Below are 22,854 nucleotides of genomic sequence, written 5' to 3' on the forward strand. Positions count from 1 at the left end.
TCAGGGGGACTGATGCGTCTGCTCGTGGTGGGAGCCAGCGGGTTCCTCGGCGCCGAGGTGTGCCGGCAGGCGGTCGCCGCCGGGCACCGGGTGGCCGGCACGTACCACTCCACCGCCGTGGCGGTGCCCGGCGTCGCGCCGCACCGGCTCGACGTGACCGACCGCGCCGCCGTGCGCGAGCTGCTGACCCGGGTACGCCCCGACGCCGTCGTCGCCACCCCCTACCGGTACGACGACTGGGCGGTCACGGCGGACGGGGCGGCCCACATCGCGGTCGCCGCCGCCGAGGTGGGCGCCCGGCTGGTGCACCTGTCCAGCGACGCGCTGCACGCCGGGCGCCCGAAGCCGTACGCGGACGAGGACGTGCCCACGCCGCTGCACCCGTACGGGGCGGCGAAGGCGGCGGCGGAGACGGCGGTGCGGGCGGTGGATCCGGGCGCCGTGCTGGTGCGGACGTCGCTGATCGTGGGGAAGGGCAGCAAGCAGATCCAGCTCTGCCGGGACGCGCTGGCCGGCCGGGCCACGTTGTTCACCGACGAGCTGCGCTGCCCGGTGCACGTCGCCGACCTCGCCGCCGCGGTGCTGGAGCTGGTGCCGGGCGACTACGCCGGGCTGCTGAACGTGGCCGGGCCGGACGCGGTGAGCCGCGCCGAGCTGGGCCTGCTGGTGGCCCGGCACGACGGGGCGGACGCGGGCGGGCTGCGGACGACCACGATCGCCGCCGCCGGACTGCACCGTCCGGGCGAGGTGGTGCTGGACTCCAGCCGTGCCGCGGGGCTGCTGCGGACCCGGCTGCGCGGGATCACCGAGCTGTACGGCTAGTTGCACAGATTCTTTGCAAGCGTCTTGTGCACGGAAAGTGTGCACAGATATTGTGCATCTCATGGAGGAGAAGAAGCGGCCCGAGGAACGCGCCGTACGCATCGACCACCGTCAGGTTCGCGCGCTGGCCCAGCCGCTGCGCATGCGGCTGATCGGGGCGCTGCGCGTGGCAGGCCCGTCCACCGCCACCGCCCTGGCCGAGATGCTCGGCACCAACAGCGGCGCGACCAGCTACCACCTGCGCCAGCTCGCCGAGGTCGGTCTCGTGGTCGAGGACCCCAACCTCGGCACCGGCCGGCAGCGCTACTGGCGGGCCGCGCACGACGTCACCAACTGGGAGTCGAGCGACTTCGACGACGACCCCGACTCGCGGGCCGCGATCGAGTGGCTGGAGGCCGACTACGTCCGCTTCTTCGCCGGACACGCCGAACGCTGGTTCGCCCAGCGGCACCAGTGGGGACCGGCCTGGCGCGACGCGTTCGGCATGGGCGACTTCTTCATGCGGATCCCGGTCTCCCGGCTCGAAGCGATCAAGGAGGAGGTCTTCGCGCTCTTCGAGCGGCACCGCGACGAGACCGACCCCGACGATCCCGACGCCGAGACGGTCCAGCTCTACCTCGCCGCCCTCCCGATGGACGCGGCGTTCCCGCGGCCCGCCCCGCCGTCCACCGAGGAGAAGCCGTGACCGCGCTGTCCGTACGCCAGATCCGGTTCCGCTACCTCACGCTGTACGGCCTGCGCTGGCTGCCCAGCGGCCTGCTCATGCCGGTGATGATCCTGCTGATGCAGGAACGCGGGCTCACGCTGTCGCAGATCGGCCTGGTCGCCACCGCGCAGGGCCTCGTCGTGCTGGCGCTGGAGCTGCCCACCGGCGGCTTCGCCGACGCACTCGGCCGCAAGCCGGTGCTGGTCGTCGCCTGGGTGCTCGGCCTGGGCTCGCTGGCGCTGATGGCGGTCGCCGACTCGTTCTGGATGTTCTTCCTGGTCTGGGCGTTGCAGGGCGTCTACCGGGCGCTCGACAGCGGCCCGATGGAATCCTGGTACGTCGACGCCACGCTCGCCGTCGACCCGAAGGCCGAATACGAGCGCGGCCTCGGCTGGGCCGGCACCGTGATCGGTGTCGCGATCGGCGCGGGCGCGCTGCTCAGCGGCGGCCTGGTCGCGCTCGGCCCGGTCGGCCCGGTCAGCGCGCTGGCCCTGCCGGTGATCGTCGCCGCCGTGCTCCAGGCCGTCTCCATCGTGGCGCTGCTGGCGCTGATGGCGGAGCGGCGGCCCGCGTCCGGCCCGGCCGCGCTGCGCGCCTCGGTGGTCGACGCGCCCCGGATGGTCGGGCAGGCCGTCGGGCTGCTGCGCCGCAACCGGGTGCTGGCGGCCCTGGTCGCCGTCGAGCTGTTCTGGGGCTTCGGCATGGTCACCTTCGAGTCGCTGCTCCCGGTACGCCTCGCCGACGTGCTCGGTGACCCGGACCGCGCGGCGGCGCTGCTCGGCCCCGCCGGCACGGCGGCCTGGCTCGCGAACGCCGCCGGTGCCGCGCTCACCCCGTTCCTGCTGCGCCGCCTCGGCGCGGCCCCGGCCGCCGCGCTGATGCGCATCCTGCAGGGCGTGACGGTGGTCGGCATGGGCCTGCTGGCCGGCCCGGTCGGTGTGCTCATCGCGTACCTGGCCTGCTACGCCGTGCACGGCGCGTCGAACCCGCTGCACATGGGACTGCTGCACCGGCAGGTCGACGGCCCGTACCGGACCAGCGTGCTCTCGCTGAACTCGATGGCCGCCCAGCCGGCCGGCGCGCTCGGCGCGGTGACGCTGACCGCGCTGGCCGACGCCACGAGCGTCAGCATCGCCATGGTCGTCGGCGCGGTGATGCTCGCCGTGGCCGCGCCGCTCTACCTGCCGGCCTGGCGGGCCGCCCGCCGTACCCGGCAGGACGTCACCGTGGAACCGGAGTCGACGGTAGGCGGCCCCGGCCACGCCGGCCCGCCCCTCGACGCGGCCCCCGCGGTGGCCGCGCCCGCTCCCGCCGGCCGCGACTGATCCGACCGGCCGGGTGGAACGCCATGGGTGTCTCGGACGTCGTTCGACACCCATGGCGTTCCACCCACGCCGTCGGGGCGTCGCGCGTCAGGCGAGCTCGACGGAGGTGCGGCGTTCGGCGGCGGTGAAGCCGAGCCGGCGGTACAGCCGGATCGCGCCCACGTTGTCCGGGTAGACGCCCAGCGCCACGGCGTCGTACCTGCCGAACAGGGCGCACGTCATCCCGGCGGTCAGCGCCGCACCCAGCCCTCGGCCGCGATGCTTCGGTGCGACAGTCAGCCCGGCCAGGAAGCCGATGTCGCCGCGGCTGCGGTCGGCGCCGCAGGCGAGCAGGCGGTCACCGTCGCGGATGCCGTACCAGTCGACGATGCCCGGCTCGCCCGGCCGCGACGTGGTGGCCGGGAACGCCTCCTCGATCAGCGCGGCCAGGGCGGGGTGGTCGGCCTCGGTGAGGCGTACCACCCGCTCCTGCTCCGGCTGGTGCGGCGGCGGGCCGGTGGCCCAGAGGAGGTCCCACTCGGTCAGCCGGGCCACCGGCAGTCGCGCGGCCACCTCGTCCGGATCGGCGTGGGACAGGTTGACCGACTGACCGGCCCGCAGCGTCCCGTCCGCCCGCTGGGCGGCGAACACGTCGAGCGCCGGGCCGGGGGCGCCGACCGCCCCGCCGGCCGACCAGCCACCCGGTGGCAGCAGCCATCCGACCGCGCCGTCGTGCCGCCATCCCCGTACGGCCCCGCCGCGCCGGAGCGCGTGCCGGGCGTACGGGTGGTGGCCGGCCGCGGCGAGCAGCCCCTCCCGTTCGGTCAGCGACTCGTCGACCGTGATCATTCCGCCAGCGTACGACCATCCCCGCTGGTACCGAGGGCCGAGGCACCGCCTGTTCCACGGTGGAGATTGACGAACAGACCGATTGGGTACATCCGTCGCCGACCTGCTGGGAACCCCCACCGGAGGAACGACATGCTCGCCATTCTCGCGGCCATCGTGTTCGGCTTCGCGCTGCTGCTCGACTTCATGAACACCGACCTCGGCGCGCCCGATCTGTTCAGCACCACGACGCTCATGCTCATCGGCTTCCTGCTGCTCTCGCTCTACCTGGCCGGGGTCGGCTCCGGCCCGCGCGGCGGCGGTGGCGGCCGGTGGTACCGGGGCCGGCGGCCGGGTCGCGGCTGACCGGAAAAGACCACCCGGGTCGGGGCGGCGGCGCGATTCCGGCGTCGTCGGCCCGGCCCGGTACTGTCTTCGTGATGGAATCGGACGCCCTCTTCACCCTCGGCGAGCCGGCCGGCGCACCCGCGGGCGCGGGCGGCGCCGACGGCTTCACCGACACCCGGGCGGACTCGCCCCTGCCGGTGCGGATGCGGCCGGCCGGCATCGACGAGCTGGTCGGGCAGGAGCACCTGCTCGCGCCGGGGGCGCCGCTGCGCCAGCTGGTCGAGGGCGCGGCGCCGATGTCGGTGATCCTCTGGGGGCCGCCGGGCAGCGGCAAGACCACCATCGCGCACCTCGTGGCCCGGGCCACCGACCGGCGGTTCGTGGCGATGTCCGCGCTCACCGCGGGCGTCAAGGACGTCCGCGCCGTGATCGAGACCGCCCGCCGGCAGCGCCGGTCCGGCGGCCCGCCGACGGTGCTGTTCATCGACGAGGTGCACCGGTTCAGCAAGACCCAGCAGGATTCGCTTCTCGCCGCGGTCGAGGACCGCACTGTCACGCTGCTCGCGGCGACCACCGAGAACCCGTACTTCTCGGTCATCTCGCCCCTGCTGTCGCGCTGCGTGCTGCTCACCCTCCAGGCCCTCGACGACGACGACGTACGCGGCCTGCTGCGCCGCGCGGTGGCCGACGAACGCGGGCTCGGCGGCGCGCTGGTCCTGGCCGAGGAGGCGGAGGACCACCTGGTCCGGCTCGCCGGGGGCGACGTGCGCAAGGCGCTCACCGCGCTGGAGGCGGCGGCTGCCACCGCGACCGCGCTCGGCACCGGCCGGATCGACCTCGCAGTGGCCGAACAGGCGGTCGACGTGGCAGCGGTGCGATACGACCGCGACGGCGACGCCCACTACGACGTGACGAGCGCGTTCATCAAGAGCATGCGCGGCTCGGACGTGGACGCGGCACTGCACTGGCTGGCCCGGATGGTGGTGGCCGGGGAGGACGCCCGGTTCATCGCCCGCCGGCTGGTGATCTTCGCGAGTGAGGACGTGGGAATGGCCGATCCCACCGCGCTGACCGTGGCCACCGCGGCCGCCCACGCGGTCGAGTACGTGGGCCTGCCGGAGGCACAGCTGAACCTGGCCCAGGCGGTCATCCACCTGGCCACCGCGCCGAAGTCGAACTCGGCCACGACAGCGATCGGCGCCGCCGTCGCCGACGTACGCGCGGGTCGTGGCGGCGCGGTGCCGCGCGGGCTGCGCGACGCCCACTACTCCGGCGCGCGGGGCCTCGGCCACGGCGCCGGCTACCGCTACCCGCACGACGACCACCGGGGGGTGGTCACCCAGCAGTACGCTCCGGACGACCTCGTCGGAACCGACTACTACCAGCCCAGCGGGCACGGCGCGGAGCGGGCGGTGGCCACCCGGCTGCCGCTGTTGCGCCGGATCGTGCGCGGGCTGCCGGCTCCGGCGACCCGGGCGGAGGCCGGCGCCCCGGCCGCCGCGAACGGGGCCCGGGTGGGGGGCGGCGAGCAGTCCAGCGGGGCGAGTGAGGGCGGCAGCGACGCCGCCGAGGGGGGTCAGTAGTGATGGCGCGTGGTCCGGAGCGGCCGGCGGACGGCCCCGACGAGCGGCGCGACCCGCGCGGCAAGGGCCGCCGGTGGGGACGCGGCCGGGCCGAGCCCGAGCTGGACCCGACTGTCGTCGGCGAGGAACTCGGCTGGATCGACGACCTGCGCACCGCCAAGCAGCAGGGCGGCGAACTCGGACCGGACGGGGGCGTGCCCGCGCCGCGGCCCGACGCCGATCCGTCCTGGCCGGACGGCGAGCCGTCCCGGCCACCCCGCCCGGCCGCCGCACCGGGGCCGGGCCCCGGCATGCCACCCGGCGGCCGACAGGCTCCGCGGCCCCCGGCACCGGGCTCCCCGCCGCCCTCGACCGGTCAGCCGGTTCCGCCACCCTCGCCCGCCGGCCGGCCCGGTACTCCGCCGGCCGGCGCGCCCCAGACTCCCGGCCGGGCCGTTCCGCCCCCGGCTGCCGCGCCGCAGACTCCCGGCCGGGCCGTTCCGCCGCCCGCCGCGCCGCACACGCCCGGCCGGCCCCATCCGGGCGGGCCCGCTCCGGTCGGCCGAACCGACCCGACGCTGCCGCCCGTGACCGGCCGTCCGGGTCCGGCTGCGCCCCCGGCCCCCGGTCGACCGGGCATGGACACGCCTCCGCCGCCGGGACGGTCCGGCGTGGACACCGCCCCGCCGTCCGGCCGGCCCGGCGTGGACATGCCCCCGGCCCCCGGGCGTCCGGCCGCGGACACGCCGCCGGGGGCCCGCCCACCGGTCGTGGACGCGCCCTCCGGCGGTGGCCGTCCCGGCCCGGAGACGCCGCCCGGTGGTGGCCGGCCCGGTCCGCGTCCGCCGGTCATGCGCCGCCCCGACACGCCCGGTCCGGCCGCGCCGCCGGTGCGCCCCGGCGGTCCCGAGACCGGTGCCCCGCGCCGGCCCGGTGACGGCCCCTGGCCGGGCGGCCCCGAAGCCGGTGCCCCGCGCCGCCCCGTCGACGGTCCGTGGCCCGGCGTGCCCGAGGCGCCCCGTCCGGCCGACGCGCCGTACCGCCGCCGCGTGGACGGACCCACCGGCCAGCAGCCGCCCGTCGCCGGCACCCGCGTCCCGCCCGCTGCGCCACCGCCCGGCCGGGCACCCGCCGCCCCGGGCCGCCCGCCCGCCGACGGCGACAGCCGCGTACCGCCGACGCCCCGCGGCCGGCACGGAGCCGGGCCCGAGGTCCCGCACCAGGCCGATCCGACGATCCCGCCGCCGTCCGGCGGCCGCCGGGCCCGGCCGGACGACACCGCCGGCATCCAGCCGGTCTCCGGTGGTGCCCGCCGGGCGCGCGCCGAGGACGCCGACGCCGTCCAGCCCGTTCCGGGGGGACGCCGAGCGCGCCCCGATGACGTGGCACCCGGCACCCAGCCGGTCTCGGGGGCGGGCCGCCGGGCCCGTGCCGACGATGTTCCGCCCGGTACCCGGCCGGTCTCCGGTGCGGGCCGTCGCGCCGCGCCGGAAGGCGTCGTATCCGGCGGGCCGGCCGGACGAGTCGTTCCGGACGCCGCCCCGGTCTCCGGTGGCGGGCGACGCGCCCGGCACGACGAGCCCACCGGCGGCCACCACGTGCCCGCCCCTGGCGGCGGCTCCGCAGCCGTGCCCACTCCGGGCACCGGCCGGCGGGCCGCCCCGGACCGCTCCCCGGTACCGCGCAGCGGAAACGCGCCGGACCTGCCGGGCGCGCCCGTCTCCGGCAGCCCGGCGACCGGCCCGACCCCGCCCGCCGGCCGCCGCGGCGCGCCCGCCGGCCGCGGTGCCGCGCCCGACGGCCGCCGGACCGCGCCCGACGAGCCGGGCGGTACCGGCGTCGGCGCCGAGACACCCGGTCGCCGGGCCGCCCGTGACGACGCCGGTGAGCCGCGGCCGCAACGGCCCGACCGGCCCGCCGACTGGCTGCGGCAGGCGGGTCGCACGCCACACACCGACCCCGCCATGCCGGTCACCCGCCGCCCGGCCGGCGCTCCGGCCGACCAGCCGTCCGGCCGTTCCGAAGCGTCCGCCGGCCGGGCCGGCGTCGCCGTCCCGCCGGTGCGTCCCGAGCCGGGTACGCCGTCCCGGCGGCCCGGACCGCCCGGCCCCGACGTGCCGGCGCGCGCCGAACCGGCGGTCCGCCCCGACCAGCCCGGCCCGGTCGTGCCCCCGGCCCGGCCTCAGCCGTCCGACCCGTCGCCCGGTAGGCCCGGCCCGGCCCGCGGCGCGGCCCGCCCCGGTGTCGCGCCCACTCCCGGCCCGCGCGGCGACGTCGAGCGCACGGGTGGGATTCCGGCCGGCGGTGGCCGTCCCGGTGGTGCCCCCGCGGGTCCGGCCGGTCCCGGTCCGCGTGGTGACGTCGATCGCACGGGGGGGATTCCGGCCGGCGCCGGCCGCCCCGGAGCCGGTCCGGCTGGACCCGGAGCCGGTCCGGCTGGACCCGGTGGCGACGGACGCGGGGTGGCACGCCCCGACGACACCCGGCCCGGTGCCGGGCCTCGTCCGCCGGTGGCCCCCGGTGCCAGAGGGCCGGCAGGCGACGGCCCGGTGCCGCCCGGTGCCCCGGTGACCGCCCGCGCGGCAGCCGGCGTGGCCCGCCCGGTCGCGCCGGACGAGCGGACCACCGGACGGGCGACGCCACCCGGAGCGGAGCCGGACCGGACCGGACCGGGCAACGCGGCGACACCGGCGGCGGCCCGGGCGGCTGTGGTCGTACCCCCGGGGGAGCCCGCGGGGCCACGGCCCGCTGCGGGCGGCGCGCCGCGGCCCGGCGGTCCCGGACCGGACGACAGCGGCGCGGAGGCCGGTGGTCTGCGCGGCGCCCGGTCGGAGCTGCGCCGGCAGATGCGCGAACGCAGCCGGCTGCGGCTGGGCATCCTCGCCCTGGTCAGCCTCGTGCTGCTCGGTGCGGTGCCGCTCTACTTCGGGATGCGTACGCTCAGCCGCGACCCGGTCTTCGACACCCTCGACGCGCTCGCCGTGCCCGCCTGGGCACAGAGCAACACGGTCGACAACGTCAGCGGCAGCCGCTGGTGCCTCCAGGACTGCCGCCTGCGTGAACGCTCCGTCGAGTCGGAGCAGGGGTGGAAGGAGACCGTCGCGGTCTACGAGGAGGCGCTGGCCGGGGACGGTTGGCGGCGCTGGAAGGTCGACCGTTGCCCGGACGAGAAGGTCCCTGGTAGCTACACCTGCTGGCGCCGGGACGAACTCACGCTCGACCTGTGGGTGCGCGACCGCACCTGCACGCCCCCGCCGGTGGACGGGGCGCCCGCGCCGACCGCGCCGCCCGCGCCCGCAGCGGCGGAGTGCACCGGCTCGTTGGTGTCGGTGAAGGTGCGCAACGCGATCGACGACGAGCGCACCGGACCGACGCCGACCACCGATCCGTCACTCACCGGTGAGGATCCGTACCCGACCCTGACCGACGACCCGCTGGGCGAGGCGACCCCCTCACCGTCGTGAGCCGACTTTCATCACGGACGGTAGGGTCTGGGGCTGGCACGCCCGTCCGTGCCCGGTGACCGGGTCGGCGTGGCGCGAAGTGGGTAGGTACGGTCGCGCGTTCCGGGGCGTCGGGTTCCGGGACACTGCTTGAGGAGGACTTTCGCGTGAGTGGTGGAGAGATCGCTGCGCTGATCGCGGCCGGCGCGTTCCTGATGCTGGTGCTCGTGCTCGCGGTGCCGATCCTGCGGCTGCGGCACACCGTGGACGCGACGACCCGCATGATCACCGACGTGAACGAGCGCACCGCGCCGCTGCTGGGCGACGTGAACACCACTGTGAAGAACGTCAACGTGGCGCTGGAGCAGGTGCAGACCTCGCTGGACGGGGTGAACCTCCAGCTCGCCAAGGTGGACACCATGACCAGCCACGCGCAGAACGTCACCGCGAACGTGGCGAACCTGGCCACCGTGGTCTCCGCCGCCGCCGCGAACCCGCTGGTCAAGGTGGCCGCGTTCGGGTACGGCGTGCGCCGGGCCGCCTCCGCCCGCCGGCACGCCGAGACCGAGCGCGAGGTGCGCGACACGATCAAGCAGCAGCGTCGCGCCGCCAAGCGCGGCAACCGCTGACCCCGGCCGGCGTACGCGGGAAGGATGAGAACATGAGGCGGTTGTTCTGGCTGGGCATCGGGCTGGCCGTGGGCGTCCTGGTGGTGCGCAAGGCCACCCGGACGGCGCAGGCGTACACCCCGGCCGGCATCGCCAGCGGGCTGTCCGAGTCCGCCGGTGGTCTGGTCGAGTCGCTCCGGGCGTTCGTGGACGACGTCCGGGTCGGCATGGCCGAGCGTGAGCAGGAGATCCACGAGGCCTTCGCCCGCGGCGAGGTGTACGACGACCAGTTCGCCGAGCTGCGGGAGGACCCGCGTATCGGTGACCGAGAGATTTTCCCGGAGGACCACCAGCGATGAAGACGGCGGAGATCAAGCGGCGGTTCCTCGCCCACTTCGAGGCGAACGGGCACACCGTGGTTCCGTCCGCTCCGCTGCCCGCCATCAGCGACCCGAACCTGCTGTTCATCAACGCGGGCATGGTGCAGTTCGTGCCCTACTTCCTGGGCCAGCAGACCCCGCCGTACGCGCGGGCGACGAGCGTGCAGAAGTGCATCCGGACGCCGGACATCGACGAGGTCGGCAAGACCAGCCGGCACGGCACGTTCTTCCAGATGAACGGCAACTTCTCCTTCGGTGACTACTTCAAGTCCGGGGCGATCCCGCTCGCCTGGGACCTGGCCACGAAGCCGGTCGAGGCGGGCGGCTTCGGGCTGGACCCGGAGCGGATCTGGGCCACCGTCTACCTGGACGACGACGAGGCGTACGACATCTGGCGGGCCACCGGCGTGCCGGCCGAGCGGATCGTGCGCCGCGGCAAGGCCGACAACTTCTGGTCGATGGGCATCCCCGGCCCGTGCGGCCCGTGCTCCGAGCTGTACTACGACCGCGGCCCGGCCTACGGCCGCGAGGGCGGCCCGGAGGTCGACGAGGACCGCTACCTGGAGTTCTGGAACCTCGTCTTCATGCAGTTCGAGCGCGGTCCGGGCGTCGGCAAGGAGGACTTCCCGATCCTCGGTGACCTGCCGGCGAAGAACATCGACACCGGCATGGGCCTGGAGCGGATGGCCTCGCTGCTGCAGGGCGTGGACAACCTCTACGAGATCGACGAGGTCAAGCCGATCCTCGACAGGGCCGCCGAGCTGACCGGCAAGCGCTACGGCGTGCACTCCGGTCACGCGGCCAACGAGTCGCACCCGGACGACGTACGGCTGCGGGTGATCGCCGACCACGTGCGTACCTCGCTGATGCTCATCGGCGACGGGGTGACCCCGTCGAACGAGGGCCGGGGCTACGTGCTGCGGCGGATCATGCGCCGGGCGATCCGGGCGGTGCGGCTGCTGGGCTACCAGGACCGGGCGCTGCCCGAGCTGCTGCCGGTGGCCCGCGACTGCATGGCGCCGTCGTACCCGGAGCTGGCCGAGGACTTCGGCCGGATCTCCCAGTACGCGTACGCCGAGGAGGACGCGTTCCTGGCCACGCTGCGCGCCGGCACCACGATCCTGGACACCGCCATCGCCGAGACCAAGTCGGCCGGCCAGGCGGCGCTCTCCGGCGACAAGGCGTTCCAGCTGCACGACACGTACGGCTTCCCGATCGACCTGACCCTGGAGATCGCCGCCGAGCAGGGGTTGCAGGTCGACGCGGAGGGCTTCCGCCGGCTGATGGCCGACCAGCGCAGCCGGGCCAAGGCCGACGCGCAGGCGCGCAAGACCGGGCACACCGACGTGTCGGCGTACCGGTCGGTGCTCGACGGCGGCGGTCCGGTGGAGTTCACCGGCTACACCGAGCTGAGCCGGGAGTCGCGGGTACGCGCGCTGCTGTCCGGCGGCGCCGCGGTCTCGGCGGCGGTCGAGGGTGACACGATCGAGCTGGTGCTCGACACCACCCCGTTCTACGCCGAGGGTGGTGGCCAGCAGCCCGACCAGGGGCTCATCACTGTGGGCGGCGGCCAGGTCGAGGTCTTCGACGTGCAGCAGCCGGTGCCCGGCCTGATCGTGCACCGGGCCAAGGTGGTGCGCGGCGAGGTGCGTTCCGGGGAGACCGGGTACGCCGAGATCGACGTGTCCCGCCGCCGGGCGATCTCCCGCTCGCACACCGCCACGCACCTGGTGCACCAGACGATGCGCAACTTCCTCGGTGAGTCGGCGACCCAGGCGGGTTCGCTGAACGCGCCGGGCCGGCTGCGGTTCGACTTCAACACCCCGACGGGTGTGGCGCCGAGCGTGCTGCACGACGTCGAGCAGCAGGTCAACGAGGTGCTGCTGGCCGACCTGGAGGTGCACGCGTTCGTCACCAGCCAGGAGGAGGCCCGGCGGATCGGGGCGATGGCCCTGTTCGGCGAGAAGTACGGCGAGCGGGTCCGGGTCGTCGAGGTCGGTGACTACGCCCGCGAGCTGTGCGGCGGCACGCACGTGGCCCGCTCCGCCCAGCTCGGCCTGGTGAAGATCCTCTCCGAGGCGTCGGTGGGTTCCGGCGTACGCCGGATCGAGGCGCTCGTCGGCATGGACGCGTTCGGCTTCCTGGCCCGTGAGCACCTGCTGGTGTCCCGGCTGGCCGAGCTGTTCCGGGTGCCGGGGGAGCAGGTCGCCGACCGGGTGGAGCAGACGGTCACCCAGCTGCGCGACGCGGAGAAGGAGCTGGAGAAGCTGCGCGCCCAGCTCGTGCTCGGCGGGGCCGGCGCCCTGGCGGCGCAGGCGAAGGATGTGCGCGGCGTCGCGTACGTCGGCACCGAGGCGCCGGAGGGCGCGGCGGCGAACGACGTGCGGACCCTCGCTCAGGAGATCCGGGGCCGGATCGACGCGGCCCGCCCGGCTGTGATCGCGGTGGCCGCCCGGGCCAACGGCAAGGCGTCGCTCGTGGTGGCCGTCAACCAGGCCGCCCGGGGGCGGAACCTGAGCGCGAAGGACCTGGTCAAGGCGGCGTTCTCCGGCCGGGGCGGCGGTAGCGACGACCTGGCCCAGGGCGGCGGCCTGCCCGCGACGGAGGCGCCGAACCTGCTGGTCACCGTCGAGCGGGCGGTCGCCGACGCGGCATGAGCGAACGCACCGAGCGGAGCGAGGGCCGTGAGGGCATGCCCGGCCGGCACGGCATGAGCGAACGCACCGAGCGGAGCGAGGGCCGTGAGGGCATGCCCAGCCGGCACGGCATGAGTGCACGGATGTACGCCAGGGCGGACCACCCGGTCCGCCCTGGCCCGTACCGGCGGGGAGGTGTCCGCCCGTGAGTGAGGTGTCCCGTGGCGTCCGGCTGGGTGTCGACGTCGGCCAGGTCCGGGTGGGGGTGGCGCGCTGTGATCCGCACGGCATCCTCGCCACGCCCCTGGTGACGCTGGCCCGTGATCTGACCGCGGAACCGGACGCGGTGCCCGCCGACATGGCCGAGCTGGTCCGGCTCGCCGCCGAGCACGAGGCGGTGGGGATCGTGGTCGGGCTGCCGGTCAATCTCGCCGGGAAGCACGGCCCCGCGACGCTGAACGTATCAGCATATGCCAGCCGATTGGCTGATGTAATGAGGCCGATTCCGGTGACGCTGACGGACGAGAGGATGTCTACCGTCGTCGCGAGTCGTAGGCTGGCCGAACGGGGCGTCCGGGGAAAGCGCCAACGAGCGGTGGTCGACCAGGCCGCCGCGGTGGAGATTCTGCAGAGCTGGCTGGACGCACAGCGGAGGCGGACGCAATGATCGACGATCTTGATCTGGGGTTCGACGAGCCGGACAGGGGGGAGAAGGGCCGGCACCGGCGCGGCGCGGTGCGCCGTCGCCAGGGCAAGTCCGGCGGCGGCCGGGGCAAGACCCTTCTCGCACTCGCTCTCGCGCTGGTCCTGCTGGGCGGCATCGGCGGCGGCGCGTTCTACGGCTTCGACCGGGTCCAGAACTACTTCGTCACACCCGACTACGACGGCTCCGGCACCGGCGAGGTGACCGTCGAGATCAAGCAGGGCGCGCTGATCGCCGACATGGCCGACGCGCTCGTCGCGGCCGACGTGGTGAAGAGCACCAAGGCGTTCATCGAGGCCGCCGAGGAGAACTCGCGCAGCAAGAACATCCAGCCCGGCACGTACAAGATGCGCAAGCAGATGAGCGGTGACGCGGCGGTCGTGGCCCTGCTGGACCTCAAGAACAAGATCGTCAACGGGATCACCATTCCCGAGGGCCTCACCGCGAAGACGGTCTACAAGCGGCTCTCCGAGAAGACCGACATCCCGGTCAAGGACTTCGAGGCCGCGGCGAAGGATCCGGAGGCGCTCGGCGTACCGGACTGGTGGTTCAAGCGTTCCGACGGCAAGAAGGTCAACCCGTCGATCGAGGGCTTCCTGTTCCCGGACACCTACGAGATCCCACCGAAGGCCACCGCCGAGACGGTGCTCAAGCTGATGGTGGACAACTTCCTCACCGTCACCTCCGGCATGCAGTACGCGGAGAAGGTGCAGAAAGATCGCGGCGGCATCACCCCGTACGAGGCGCTGATCGTCGCCTCGCTCGCGCAGGCCGAGGCCGGCAACAAGGCCGACCTGGGCAAGGTCGCCCGGGTGGCCTACAACCGGGTCTACGGCGAGTTCCCCTGCAACTGCCTCGAGATGGACGTCACGGTCAACTACTACCTGGAGCTGACCGGGCAGAAGACCAAGGCGTCCAAGGACATGACCGCCGCCGAGCTGGACAACCCGAAGAACCCGTACAACCGCAAGCTGCGCGGGCTGGTCCCCTCGCCGATCAACAACCCCGGCAAGGAGGCGCTGGAAGGCGCGCTGAGCCCGCCGGACGGCAAGTGGCTCTACTTCGTGGCGATCAGCAGGGACGGCCGCTCCGCGTTCGCCGAGACCTACGCCGAGCAGAAGCGCAACGAGCAGAAGGCCAGGGAGGCCGGGATCATCTGATGGCCGATCCCCGCCGCGCCGCCGTGGTCGGCAGGCCGATCGCCCACTCGCTCTCCCCGGTGATCCACACCGCCGGGTACGCGGCGGCCGGGCTGACCGGCTGGTCGTACACCCGGATCGAAGCCGGCGCCGACGAGCTGCCCGGCCTGGTCGCGGGCCTCGGCCCCGAATGGGCCGGGCTGTCGGTGACCATGCCGGGCAAGGAGGTGGCGCTCGCGCTGGCCGACGAGGTCTCGCCGGCCGCCGCCGCCGTCGGCGCCGCCAACACGCTGGTACGCCGACAAGACGGCACTTGGTACGCGGACAACACCGACGTCACCGGCATGGTCGAGGTGCTCACCGGCGCCGGCTGCGTGGCCGGGGCGGTCGTCACCGTGCTCGGTGCGGGTGGCACCGCCCGGGCGGCCATCGCGGCGGCGGCCCGGATCGGGGCGGCCGAGGTGACTGTGGTGGCCCGCCGCCCGGAGGCGGTCGACGAGCTGCGCCCGGTCGCGGCGGCGGCCGGGGTGCCGCTCGCTGGCGCCGAGTGGGACGGCGCACCCTCCCACGCCCGCGCCGACCTGGTGATCTCCACAGTGCCCAAGGGCGTCGCCGACCCCCTGGCTGACAACTTCGACTGGCGGCCGGAGTCGGTCTTCTTCGACGTGGTCTACGACCCGTGGCCCACGCCGCTCGCGGCGGCGGCGCTCGCCGCCGGGTGCCGGGTGGTCTCCGGGCTGGACCTGCTGCTGGCCCAGGCGTTCGGCCAGTTCGAGCACTTCACCGGCGTCACCGCCCCACGCACCGCGATGCGCGCCGCGCTGCCGGTGTAAGGAAGGGCCCCTTCTTAACGCCTCCGGTAGAGGAAGGGTCCCCTGTTAACACCTCACCCGTCGGGCGGCGGACCAGCGTACGGAGGTGGCCTGTCCGGTTGGCGGGACGCGGCGGGCGGCGTACGCCGGTGACCACCGGGCGTGACAGACTGACCGTCGTGTTGCGCTGGCTGACTGCAGGTGAATCGCACGGACCCGCCCTCGTCGCGATGCTGGAGGGCGTACCCGCCGGCATCGAGGTGACCACCGGGGAGATCTCCGGCGAGCTGGCCCGGCGCCGGCTCGGCTACGGCCGGGGTGCCCGGATGTCGTTCGAGCAGGACGAGGTCGAGATCATCGGCGGGCTCCGGCACGGGGTGACGCTCGGCAGCCCGGTGGCGATCCGGGTCGGCAACTCCGAGTGGCCCAAGTGGCGCACAGTGATGGCCGCCGACCCGGTCGACCCGGAGGAGCTGGCGAGCCAGGCCCGCAACGCGCCGCTGACCCGTCCCCGCCCGGGTCATGCCGACCTGGCCGGCATGCAGAAGTACGGGCACACCGACGCCCGGCCGATCCTGGAGCGCGCCAGCGCCCGGGAGACCGCCGCCCGGGTCGCGGTGGGCACCGTCGCCAAGGCGCTCGTACGCCAGGCGCTCGGCGTCGAGATCGTCTCCCACGTGGTCGAGCTGGGCCCGGTGGCGGTCAAGCCGGGGCTGCGCCCCACGCCGGAGGACGCCGCGCGCATCGACGCCGACCCGCTGCGCTGCCTCGACGCCGAGGCAAGCGCCCGGATGGTCGCCGAGGTCGACGCCGCGAAGAAGGCCGCCGACACGCTCGGCGGCGTGGTCGAGGTGCTCGCGTACGGGGTGCCGCCGGGCCTGGGCAGCCACGTGCAGTGGGACCGCAAGCTCGACGCCCGCCTCGCGACCGCGCTCATGTCGATCCAGGCGATCAAGGGCGTGGAGATCGGCGACGGCTGGCAGCAGGCCCGCTCGCGCGGTTCGGAGGCGCACGACGAGATCGTGCCCACCGCCACCGGGGTGCGGCGGATCACCGACCGGGCCGGTGGCCTGGAGGGCGGCATCACCACGGGTGAGCCGCTTCGGGTGAAGGCGGCCATGAAGCCGATCTCGTCGCTGAACCGGGCGCTCGCCACCATCGACGTGACCACCGGCGAGCCGGCCACCGCGATCAACCAGCGCTCCGACGTGTGCGCGGTCCCGGCCGCTGCGGTGGTGGCCGAGGCGATGGTCGCGCTGGTGCTGGCCGAGGCGGCGGTGGAGAAGTTCGGCGGCGACTCGATTGCCGAGATGCGCCGCAACCTCAACGGTTACCTCGACAGCCTGGTGATCAAATGAGCACCCGGCCGGTCTGCGTGCTGGTCGGGGCGCCCGGCTCCGGCAAGACCACTGTCGGCACGGCGCTCGCCGAGGCGCTCGGCGTCGACTTCCGGGACACCGACGCCGACATCGAGAACCTCGCCGGCAAGCCCATCCCGGAGATCTTCGTGGACGAGGGCGAGGAGCACTTCCGTACCCTCGAACGGGCCGCCGTGGCGGCGGCGCTCGCGTCGCACGCGGGCGTGCTCGCGGTCGGCGGCGGCGCGGTCCTGGCCGAGGAGAACCGGGCCGCGCTGATCGGCCACACGGTGGTGCACCTGTCGGTGGAGCTGCCCGACGCGGTCAAGCGGGTCGGTCTGGGCGCCGGGCGGCCGCTGCTCGCGCTGAACCCGCGCGCCACGCTCAAGCACCTGATGGACCAGCGCCGCCCGCTCTACGCCGAGGTGGCGACCGCGACTGTGGTCACCGACGGCCGTACCCCGCAGGAGCTGGCCGCGGAGATCGCCGCCCTGCTCAAACCCTGACAACGCCCCGCCCCCGCCGTGTCCGGCTCTCTCGGTGGAACGCCGTGGGTGTCTCGCGGGCGTTGTGACACCCGTGGCGTTCCAGTCGGCGGGGATGCCGCGGATGAGTGGAACGCCGTGGGTGTCTCCCGAGCGTTGTGGCACCCGCGGCGTTCCAGTCGGCGTGGAGGACGCCGCTGGGTGGAACGCCATGGGCGGGTGAGAAGGCGCGCCGGTCAGGCGTTGGCCGCAGCGGCCCTGGCCGTCCGGCGTCCGGCGCGGCGGCGCCGGGCCGGTTCGGGCCGCCAGGTGGCGAGCAGCGCGAGCGCCAGCGCGATCTCGGCCAGGTCACCCAGGTAGTACATGAGCGTGGCCCCGGCCCGCAGCTCGGCGGCGGTGGCCGGCACGTCCACGAACAGCCCGGCGTAGAGCAACTGGGCGATGGTGGCGTGCGCGGCCACCCCGACCCCGATCACCACCAGCCGCACCGGTACGCGCGGGCGGTGCGGTCCCGGGTCCGGCCCGGCGATCGACCAGGCGAACAGGCAGCCGCTCAGCAGGAAGTGCAGGTTCACCAGCGTGTGCAGGGCCGGGCTGTCCAAGGTGGCCCGGTACAGCGGGGTGAGGTAGAGCAGCCAGAGCCCGCCCGCGGTGAGCAGCAGGCCGGTCACCGGGTGGCCGAGCACCCGCGCTACCGGATGCCGCAGCAGGTGGACCAGGGCCCGGCCGGTACGCCGGTCCAGCGTGCGCAGCAGCAGCGTGACCGGTGCGCCGAGCACCAGCGCCAGCGGCGCGAGCATGCCGATCAGCAGGTGCTGCCACATGTGCCCGACGAAGTCGCCGGCCGGCCACAGCAGCCCGGCCACCAGCAGCAGCGCGCCCAGACCGAAGCTCGCCGTGCGGGCGTGCGGCCAGCCCGGCCCGCCCGGGTCGCGCAGCCGCAGCGCGGCGGCCAGGTACGCCCAGGACATCGCCACCGGGATCAGCGCGGTCACCGGGAAGCCACCGTCGGCATGCCCGGCGTGGGCCACTGTCACCGGCGCTCCGGCGGGCAGAGGTCCACCGCGCGGGCCCGGCGCTGGATCGCCCAGCCCGCAGCGATCAGCACCACGCCGAGGGCGAGGAACCCGAGGTCCCACCAGAGCTGGTTCGGGCCGCCGCGGACGTGGTGGATGCCGAGCAGGTGGTGGTCGACGATGCCCTCGACCAGGTTGAACAGGCCCCAGCCGATCAGCGCCCAGCCCCACAGCATCGGCGAGCGCCACAGCCGGCCCCGCGAGTGGGTGACCCGGGAGTAGAGCAGGGCCAGACCGGTCAGCACCGCCACCCAGGTGACCACGTGGAACAGGCCGTCCCAGAGCGTGTTCATCTGCAACCCGGGCACGGTGTCCACCGGGTACTCACGCACGCCGATCCGGTCGCTGCCGGTGCTGCTGAGCATGTGGTGCCACTGGAGGACCTGGTGCAGGACGATGCCGTCGACGAAGCCGCCCAGCCCGACGCCGAGGATCGTGGCGGGCAGCCGGATGCTCGTCGCGGACTCCGGTCGGGTCGCGTGTGCCCTCGTCTCGCTCATTCCGGCCGCCCTACCCGCGGTGCGGCCGGTCAAACACCCAGGGAGTGGACAGTCGCCGCGCGGGGGCGGCGCGCTGGACTAGGCTGCCCGCGATGGACGAGGTGACCCGGATCCCGGTCGGCGGCGAGCGGCCGTACGACGTGCTCGTGGGACGTGACCTGCTGAACCCGCCGCCCCGGCTGCTGCCGGGCGCCGAGCGGGTGGCCTTCCTGCACGCGCCGCCGCTCAAGGCACTCGCCGACCGGCTCGCCGACGGTGTCCGCGAGGGCGGCGTGACGCCGCTGCTGATCGAGGTGCCGGACGCGGAGGCGGGCAAGCACGTCGACGTGGCGGCGGCCTGCTGGGACCGGCTCGGCGACGCCGGGTTCACCCGTACCGACGCGGTGGTCGGGGTGGGCGGCGGCGCGGTCACCGACCTGGCCGGGTTCGTCGCTGCCACCTGGCTGCGCGGCGTGCGCTGGGTGCCGGTCGCCACGTCGCTGCTCGGCATGGTCGACGCCGCAGTGGGCGGCAAGACCGGCATCAACACCGCCGCCGGCAAGAACCTGGTCGGCGCGTTCCACCCGCCGGCCGGCGTGCTGGCCGACCTGGCGACTCTGGACAGCCTGCCCCCGGCCGACCTGGCCGCCGGGATGGCCGAGGTGGTCAAGTGCGGTTTCATCGCCGACCCGGTCATCCTCGACCTGGTCGAGGACGACCCGGCCGCCGCGCTGGACCCGGCCGGGCCGGTGCTGCGGGAACTGGTCGAACGCGCGGTCCGCGTGAAGGCCGGCGTGGTCGCCGGGGACCTGCGCGAATCCGGGGTACGCGAGGTGCTCAACTACGGGCACACGCTGGCGCACGCGATCGAGAAGGTGGAGGGCTACCGCTGGCGGCACGGTCACGCGGTGGCGGTCGGCCTGGTGTACGCCGCCACGCTGGCCCGGCTCGCCGGCCGGCTCGACGCGGCCGACGCCGAGCGGCACCGCCGGGTGCTGGCCGCGCTCGACCTGCCCACCGGCTACCGGGCCGACGCCTGGCCGGAGCTGCTCGCCGCGATGCGGGTGGACAAGAAGGCCCGGGGCAGCCGGCTGCGGTTCGTGGTGCTCGACGGGCTCGCCCGCCCGGCGATCATGGAGGCGCTGCCGGACGACCTGCTCGCCGCCGCGTACGCGGAGATCAGCTCGTGAGGGTGTACGTGCTCAACGGGCCGAACCTGGGCCGGCTCGGCACCCGCCAGGTCGACGTGTACGGGGTGACCAGCTACGCCCAGCTCGTGGCCGACTGTGAACGGCACGGCCGGGAGCTGGGCCTGGACGTGGTGGTCCGGCAGACCGACGCCGAGCACGAGATGCTCGCCTGGCTGCACGAGGCGGCCGACGAGGCGGCGGCGGTGGTGCTGAACCCCGCGGCCTGGTCGCACTACTCGATCGCGGTCCGGGACGCCTGCGCCATGCTGCGCGGCCCCCTGGTCGAGGTGCACATCTCCAACATCCACGCCCGGGAGGAGTTCCGGCACCACTCGGTGGTCTCCGCGGTGGCCACCGGCGTGATCTGCGGCCTGGGCGTGGACGGCTACCGGCTGGCGCTGCACCACCTGGCCGCCCGGCTCGCCGCAGGAGCCTGAGCCGGTCCGTTCCGTGGCGCGAGTCCGATTCGACAGAGCGAGTAGACTTGGCCGGTCTGTCCGCCAATTGATGATCAAGGCAGGAAATGGCCACCACCAACGACCTGAAGAACGGCCTGGTACTCAACCTGGACGGCGAGCTGTGGGCCGTCGTCGAGTTCCAGCACGTCAAGCCCGGTAAGGGTGGTGCCTTCGTGCGCACCACGCTGAAGAACGTGCTGTCCGGCAAGGTGGTCGACAAGACCTTCAACGCGGGCACCAAGGTCGAGACCGCGACCGTGGACAAGCGCACCATGCAGTACCTGTACGCCGACGGCGAGGACTACGTCTTCATGGATCTGGAGACGTTCGACCAGATCACCGTCCCCGGCGGCACCGTCGGCGAGGCCGCCAACTACCTCCTCCCCGAGGCCGAGGCGACCGTCGCCACCCACGAGAGCGTGCCGCTGTACATCGAGCTGCCGACCTCGGTCGTGCTCGAGGTCACCTACACCGAGCCGGGCCTGCAGGGCGACCGCTCGACCGGCGGCAACAAGCCGGCCACCGTCGAGACCGGCGCGACCGTGCAGGTGCCGCTGTTCATCACCACCGGTGAGAAGATCAAGGTCGACACCCGCGACGGCCGTTACCTCGGCCGAGCCTGATGGCCGAGGGCCCCAAGCAGCAGATGCCGGCGCGCCGCAAGGCGCGCAAGCGGGCGCTGGACGTGCTCTTCGAGGCCGACCTGCGGGACCGCCCGCCGGTCGAGGTGCTCGCCGGTTACCTGGAACGGATCGAGCAGCCGCGCCCCGACCACCTCGGCTACGCGGTCGGGCTGGTCGAGGGCGTGGCGGCGCACCTCGACCGGATCGACGAGACGATCGCCAGCTACGCCGAGGGGTGGACGCTGGAGCGCATGCCGGTGGTCGACCGCAACCTGGCCCGGATCGCCGTGTACGAGCTGCTCTACGTCGACGAGATCGACGACGCGGTGGCGATCAGCGAGGCCGTGGAGCTGGCCCGGCAGATGTCGACCGACGACTCGCCCCGCTTCCTCAACGGCATCCTCGGCCGGATCGCCGAGTACGCCACGCGCTGACGCGCCGCAACGACGAAGGGCCCGTGCCGACCGGCACGGGCCCTTTCGTCGTACGGGGGATGTCAGGACGCGAAGAACGCCCGCGGGTCGGCGACCAGCACGCCGTGCTCGGTCAGCCGCTCGATCAGGCCCGACGGCGAGGCGTCGTAGACGATCGCGAGGGCGCGCAGGTCGTCGGCGCGGATCGAGAGCACCCGGCCGTTGTAGTCGCCGCGCTGCTGCTGGATGGCGCGCGCGTAGCGGGCCACGTACGCGAGGTCCTCGGAGGCCTCGTCGTAGAGCCGCTCCAGGTCCAGGACGATCTTGCTGGTGGGCTCGTGACGCACCCCGCTGCCGTCGGGCAGCAGCTCCGAGACGGGAACGCGGTAGAAGTCGGCCAGCTCCGCCAGGCGGGACACGGTGACGGCGCGGTCGCCGCGCTCGTACGAGCCGACCACCACGGCCTTCCACCGCCCGTTCGACTTCTCCTCCACCCCCTGCAGGGACAGGCCCTGCTGCTGGCGGATGGAGCGCAGGCGGGCGCCCAGCGACTTGGCGTATTCAGAGGGCATTCGGACACTCCCAGTGCTGTTCGGGTTCCCCGAGCTATCGCTACGGAGCGTGACGGTACGGGGATTGCGACATGTGGTCAAGTGTTGCCGTCCACCGGGTCCGGCACCCACGTGTGGCTTGTCCCCATTTCTCCGGGCTGACCAGCAGGTCAGGACCGGCGGCGGGCAGCCCGGTGACCGCTGGTAACGTGGCGTGAAGCCCCGGTCCGGGCCCCGCGCGGGCCTGCCGGAGCAGACCAGACGTCCTTTAACGACCCGTCCCGTGAGGCGGGGAAGGAGGTCCGCCGTGGCCTACCCACCGGCTGCCCACTCGTCGCCGCCGCGACAACCCTCGGTGAAGGTGATCCTCGCCGCAGCGGACGTGTCGCGGGTGGTCGACCGCATCGCCCACCAGATCCTGGAGAAGACCCAGGGCGCCGCCGACACCGTGCTGCTCGGCATCCCCACCCGGGGCGTGCCGCTCGCCCACCGCCTCGCGGCCCGGATCAGCACCTTCGAGGACGTCACAGTCCCGGTCGGCGTGCTCGACATCACGCTCTACCGCGACGACCTGCGCCGGCACGCCACCCGCGCGGTCGGCCCGACCGACCTGCCGCCCGGCGGGATCGACGGCAAGCGGGTGATCCTCGTCGACGACGTGCTGTTCTCCGGCCGCACCGTGCGGGCCGCGCTGGACGCGCTCAGCGACGTCGGCCGGCCGGCGTCCGTGCAGCTCGCGGTCCTTGTCGACCGCGGCCACCGCCAGCTGCCGATCCGCGCCGACTACGTCGGCAAGAACATCCCCACCGCCCTGGCCGAGAACGTCAAGGTCACCCTCGCCGAGACCGACGGCAGTGACGAGGTACGGCTGTACGGAGGCTCACTGTGAGCGCGAGGAGCGCAGCGAAGCGGAGCCCCGCAGTCGCGAAC

At 74.4% G+C, this 22,854-nt stretch carries 23 protein-coding genes; 19 read left to right on the forward strand and 4 right to left on the reverse strand.

What is annotated here, in order from left to right; genetic code table 11:
* Window positions 1-12: 12 nt before the first annotated feature.
* The 3 genes from FB455_RS07520 (at window position 13) to FB455_RS07530 (ending at window position 2,853) form a co-directional block, all read left to right on the forward strand.
* Window positions 13-822, forward strand: coding sequence for an SDR family oxidoreductase (locus FB455_RS07520; RefSeq protein WP_030271028.1), 810 nt, complete (start codon window positions 13-15; stop codon window positions 820-822).
* A 61-nt stretch (window positions 823-883) separates the two neighbouring features.
* Window positions 884-1,507, forward strand: coding sequence for an ArsR/SmtB family transcription factor (locus FB455_RS07525; RefSeq protein ID WP_013474882.1), 624 nt, complete (start codon window positions 884-886; stop codon window positions 1,505-1,507).
* Window positions 1,504-2,853 (forward strand): MFS transporter, encoded by a 1,350-nt coding sequence (locus FB455_RS07530; protein ID WP_030271030.1) that lies wholly within the window; start codon window positions 1,504-1,506, stop codon window positions 2,851-2,853. The genes FB455_RS07525 and FB455_RS07530 overlap by 4 nt, the downstream gene beginning before the upstream one ends.
* A gap of 87 nt (window positions 2,854-2,940) precedes the next feature.
* Here FB455_RS07530 and FB455_RS07535 read toward each other — a convergent pair whose 3' ends face one another.
* Complete coding sequence (locus FB455_RS07535) at window positions 2,941-3,681, reverse strand: GNAT family N-acetyltransferase (RefSeq protein ID WP_030271031.1); 741 nt, start codon at window positions 3,679-3,681, stop codon at window positions 2,941-2,943.
* 132 nt (window positions 3,682-3,813) lie between these two features.
* Here FB455_RS07535 and FB455_RS07540 point away from each other — a divergent pair, with 132 nt between their 5' ends.
* From FB455_RS07540 to FB455_RS07595, 11 genes are all read left to right on the forward strand, one after another.
* Window positions 3,814-4,026 (forward strand): hypothetical protein, encoded by a 213-nt coding sequence (locus FB455_RS07540; RefSeq protein ID WP_013285485.1) that lies wholly within the window; start codon window positions 3,814-3,816, stop codon window positions 4,024-4,026.
* Window positions 4,027-4,100: 74 nt separating this feature from the next.
* Window positions 4,101-5,591 carry a replication-associated recombination protein A gene (locus FB455_RS07545; protein WP_030271033.1) on the forward strand — a complete coding sequence of 497 codons (1,491 nt, stop codon included), beginning with the start codon at window positions 4,101-4,103 and terminating at the stop codon, window positions 5,589-5,591.
* Between the two features lie 2,825 nt (window positions 5,592-8,416).
* A complete protein-coding gene (locus FB455_RS07550) occupies window positions 8,417-9,034 on the forward strand; it encodes a hypothetical protein (protein ID WP_013285489.1) in 618 nt (205 codons plus the stop codon).
* Between the two features lie 146 nt (window positions 9,035-9,180).
* Window positions 9,181-9,642: a DUF948 domain-containing protein gene (locus tag FB455_RS07555; RefSeq protein WP_013285490.1), complete on the forward strand. Its 462-nt coding sequence runs from the start codon at window positions 9,181-9,183 to the stop codon at window positions 9,640-9,642.
* Window positions 9,643-9,674: 32 nt separating this feature from the next.
* The gene (locus FB455_RS07560) at window positions 9,675-9,980 is read left to right on the forward strand and encodes a hypothetical protein (protein ID WP_013285491.1); all 306 of its coding nucleotides are present in this window, start codon (window positions 9,675-9,677) and stop codon (window positions 9,978-9,980) included.
* On the forward strand, window positions 9,977-12,658 hold the full coding sequence (alaS, locus tag FB455_RS07565; protein ID WP_030271036.1) for an alanine--tRNA ligase: 2,682 nt from the start codon (window positions 9,977-9,979) through the stop codon (window positions 12,656-12,658). The genes FB455_RS07560 and alaS overlap by 4 nt, the downstream gene beginning before the upstream one ends.
* A gap of 184 nt (window positions 12,659-12,842) precedes the next feature.
* On the forward strand, window positions 12,843-13,304 hold the full coding sequence (gene ruvX / locus FB455_RS07575) for a Holliday junction resolvase RuvX (RefSeq protein WP_145752691.1): 462 nt from the start codon (window positions 12,843-12,845) through the stop codon (window positions 13,302-13,304).
* Window positions 13,301-14,500 carry an endolytic transglycosylase MltG gene (gene mltG, locus FB455_RS07580; RefSeq protein ID WP_013285495.1) on the forward strand — a complete coding sequence of 400 codons (1,200 nt, stop codon included), beginning with the start codon at window positions 13,301-13,303 and terminating at the stop codon, window positions 14,498-14,500. Before ruvX ends, mltG begins: the two co-directional genes overlap by 4 nt.
* The gene (locus FB455_RS07585) at window positions 14,500-15,312 is read left to right on the forward strand and encodes a shikimate dehydrogenase (protein WP_013285496.1); all 813 of its coding nucleotides are present in this window, start codon (window positions 14,500-14,502) and stop codon (window positions 15,310-15,312) included. The genes mltG and FB455_RS07585 overlap by 1 nt, the downstream gene beginning before the upstream one ends.
* Before the next feature lie 158 nt (window positions 15,313-15,470).
* Window positions 15,471-16,649 carry a chorismate synthase gene (aroC, locus tag FB455_RS07590; RefSeq protein WP_013285497.1) on the forward strand — a complete coding sequence of 393 codons (1,179 nt, stop codon included), beginning with the start codon at window positions 15,471-15,473 and terminating at the stop codon, window positions 16,647-16,649.
* A complete protein-coding gene (locus tag FB455_RS07595; RefSeq protein WP_013285498.1) occupies window positions 16,646-17,155 on the forward strand; it encodes a shikimate kinase in 510 nt (169 codons plus the stop codon). The genes aroC and FB455_RS07595 overlap by 4 nt, the downstream gene beginning before the upstream one ends.
* A 215-nt stretch (window positions 17,156-17,370) precedes the next feature.
* On the opposite strand, the gene FB455_RS07600 is transcribed toward FB455_RS07595, so the two are convergent.
* A complete protein-coding gene (locus tag FB455_RS07600; protein WP_013285499.1) occupies window positions 17,371-18,171 on the reverse strand; it encodes a cytochrome c oxidase assembly protein in 801 nt (266 codons plus the stop codon).
* Entirely contained in the window at window positions 18,168-18,710 is a 543-nt protein-coding gene (locus FB455_RS07605) for a DUF2243 domain-containing protein (protein WP_013285500.1), read from the reverse strand. The genes FB455_RS07600 and FB455_RS07605 overlap by 4 nt, the downstream gene beginning before the upstream one ends.
* A gap of 92 nt (window positions 18,711-18,802) precedes the next feature.
* Here FB455_RS07605 and aroB point away from each other — a divergent pair, with 92 nt between their 5' ends.
* The 4 genes from aroB to nusB all read left to right on the forward strand — a co-directional run bounded on the left by aroB (window position 18,803) and on the right by nusB (window position 21,394).
* Entirely contained in the window at window positions 18,803-19,879 is a 1,077-nt protein-coding gene (gene aroB / locus FB455_RS07610; RefSeq protein WP_013285501.1) for a 3-dehydroquinate synthase, read from the forward strand.
* Window positions 19,876-20,316 carry a type II 3-dehydroquinate dehydratase gene (gene aroQ / locus FB455_RS07615; protein ID WP_013285502.1) on the forward strand — a complete coding sequence of 147 codons (441 nt, stop codon included), beginning with the start codon at window positions 19,876-19,878 and terminating at the stop codon, window positions 20,314-20,316. The genes aroB and aroQ overlap by 4 nt, the downstream gene beginning before the upstream one ends.
* A gap of 86 nt (window positions 20,317-20,402) precedes the next feature.
* Window positions 20,403-20,960: an elongation factor P gene (gene efp / locus FB455_RS07620; protein WP_013285503.1), complete on the forward strand. Its 558-nt coding sequence runs from the start codon at window positions 20,403-20,405 to the stop codon at window positions 20,958-20,960.
* A 23-nt stretch (window positions 20,961-20,983) separates the two neighbouring features.
* Window positions 20,984-21,394: a transcription antitermination factor NusB gene (nusB, locus tag FB455_RS07625; protein ID WP_174361785.1), complete on the forward strand. Its 411-nt coding sequence runs from the start codon at window positions 20,984-20,986 to the stop codon at window positions 21,392-21,394.
* Between the two features lie 62 nt (window positions 21,395-21,456).
* Here nusB and bldD read toward each other — a convergent pair whose 3' ends face one another.
* Window positions 21,457-21,945: a transcriptional regulator BldD gene (bldD, locus tag FB455_RS07630; RefSeq protein ID WP_013285505.1), complete on the reverse strand. Its 489-nt coding sequence runs from the start codon at window positions 21,943-21,945 to the stop codon at window positions 21,457-21,459.
* A 286-nt stretch (window positions 21,946-22,231) separates the two neighbouring features.
* Here bldD and pyrR point away from each other — a divergent pair, with 286 nt between their 5' ends.
* Window positions 22,232-22,813 (forward strand): bifunctional pyr operon transcriptional regulator/uracil phosphoribosyltransferase PyrR, encoded by a 582-nt coding sequence (gene pyrR, locus FB455_RS07635; protein ID WP_013285506.1) that lies wholly within the window; start codon window positions 22,232-22,234, stop codon window positions 22,811-22,813.
* The last annotated feature ends 41 nt before the right edge of the window (window positions 22,814-22,854 follow it).

The organism is Micromonospora sp. CNZ296 (assembly GCF_007827635.1).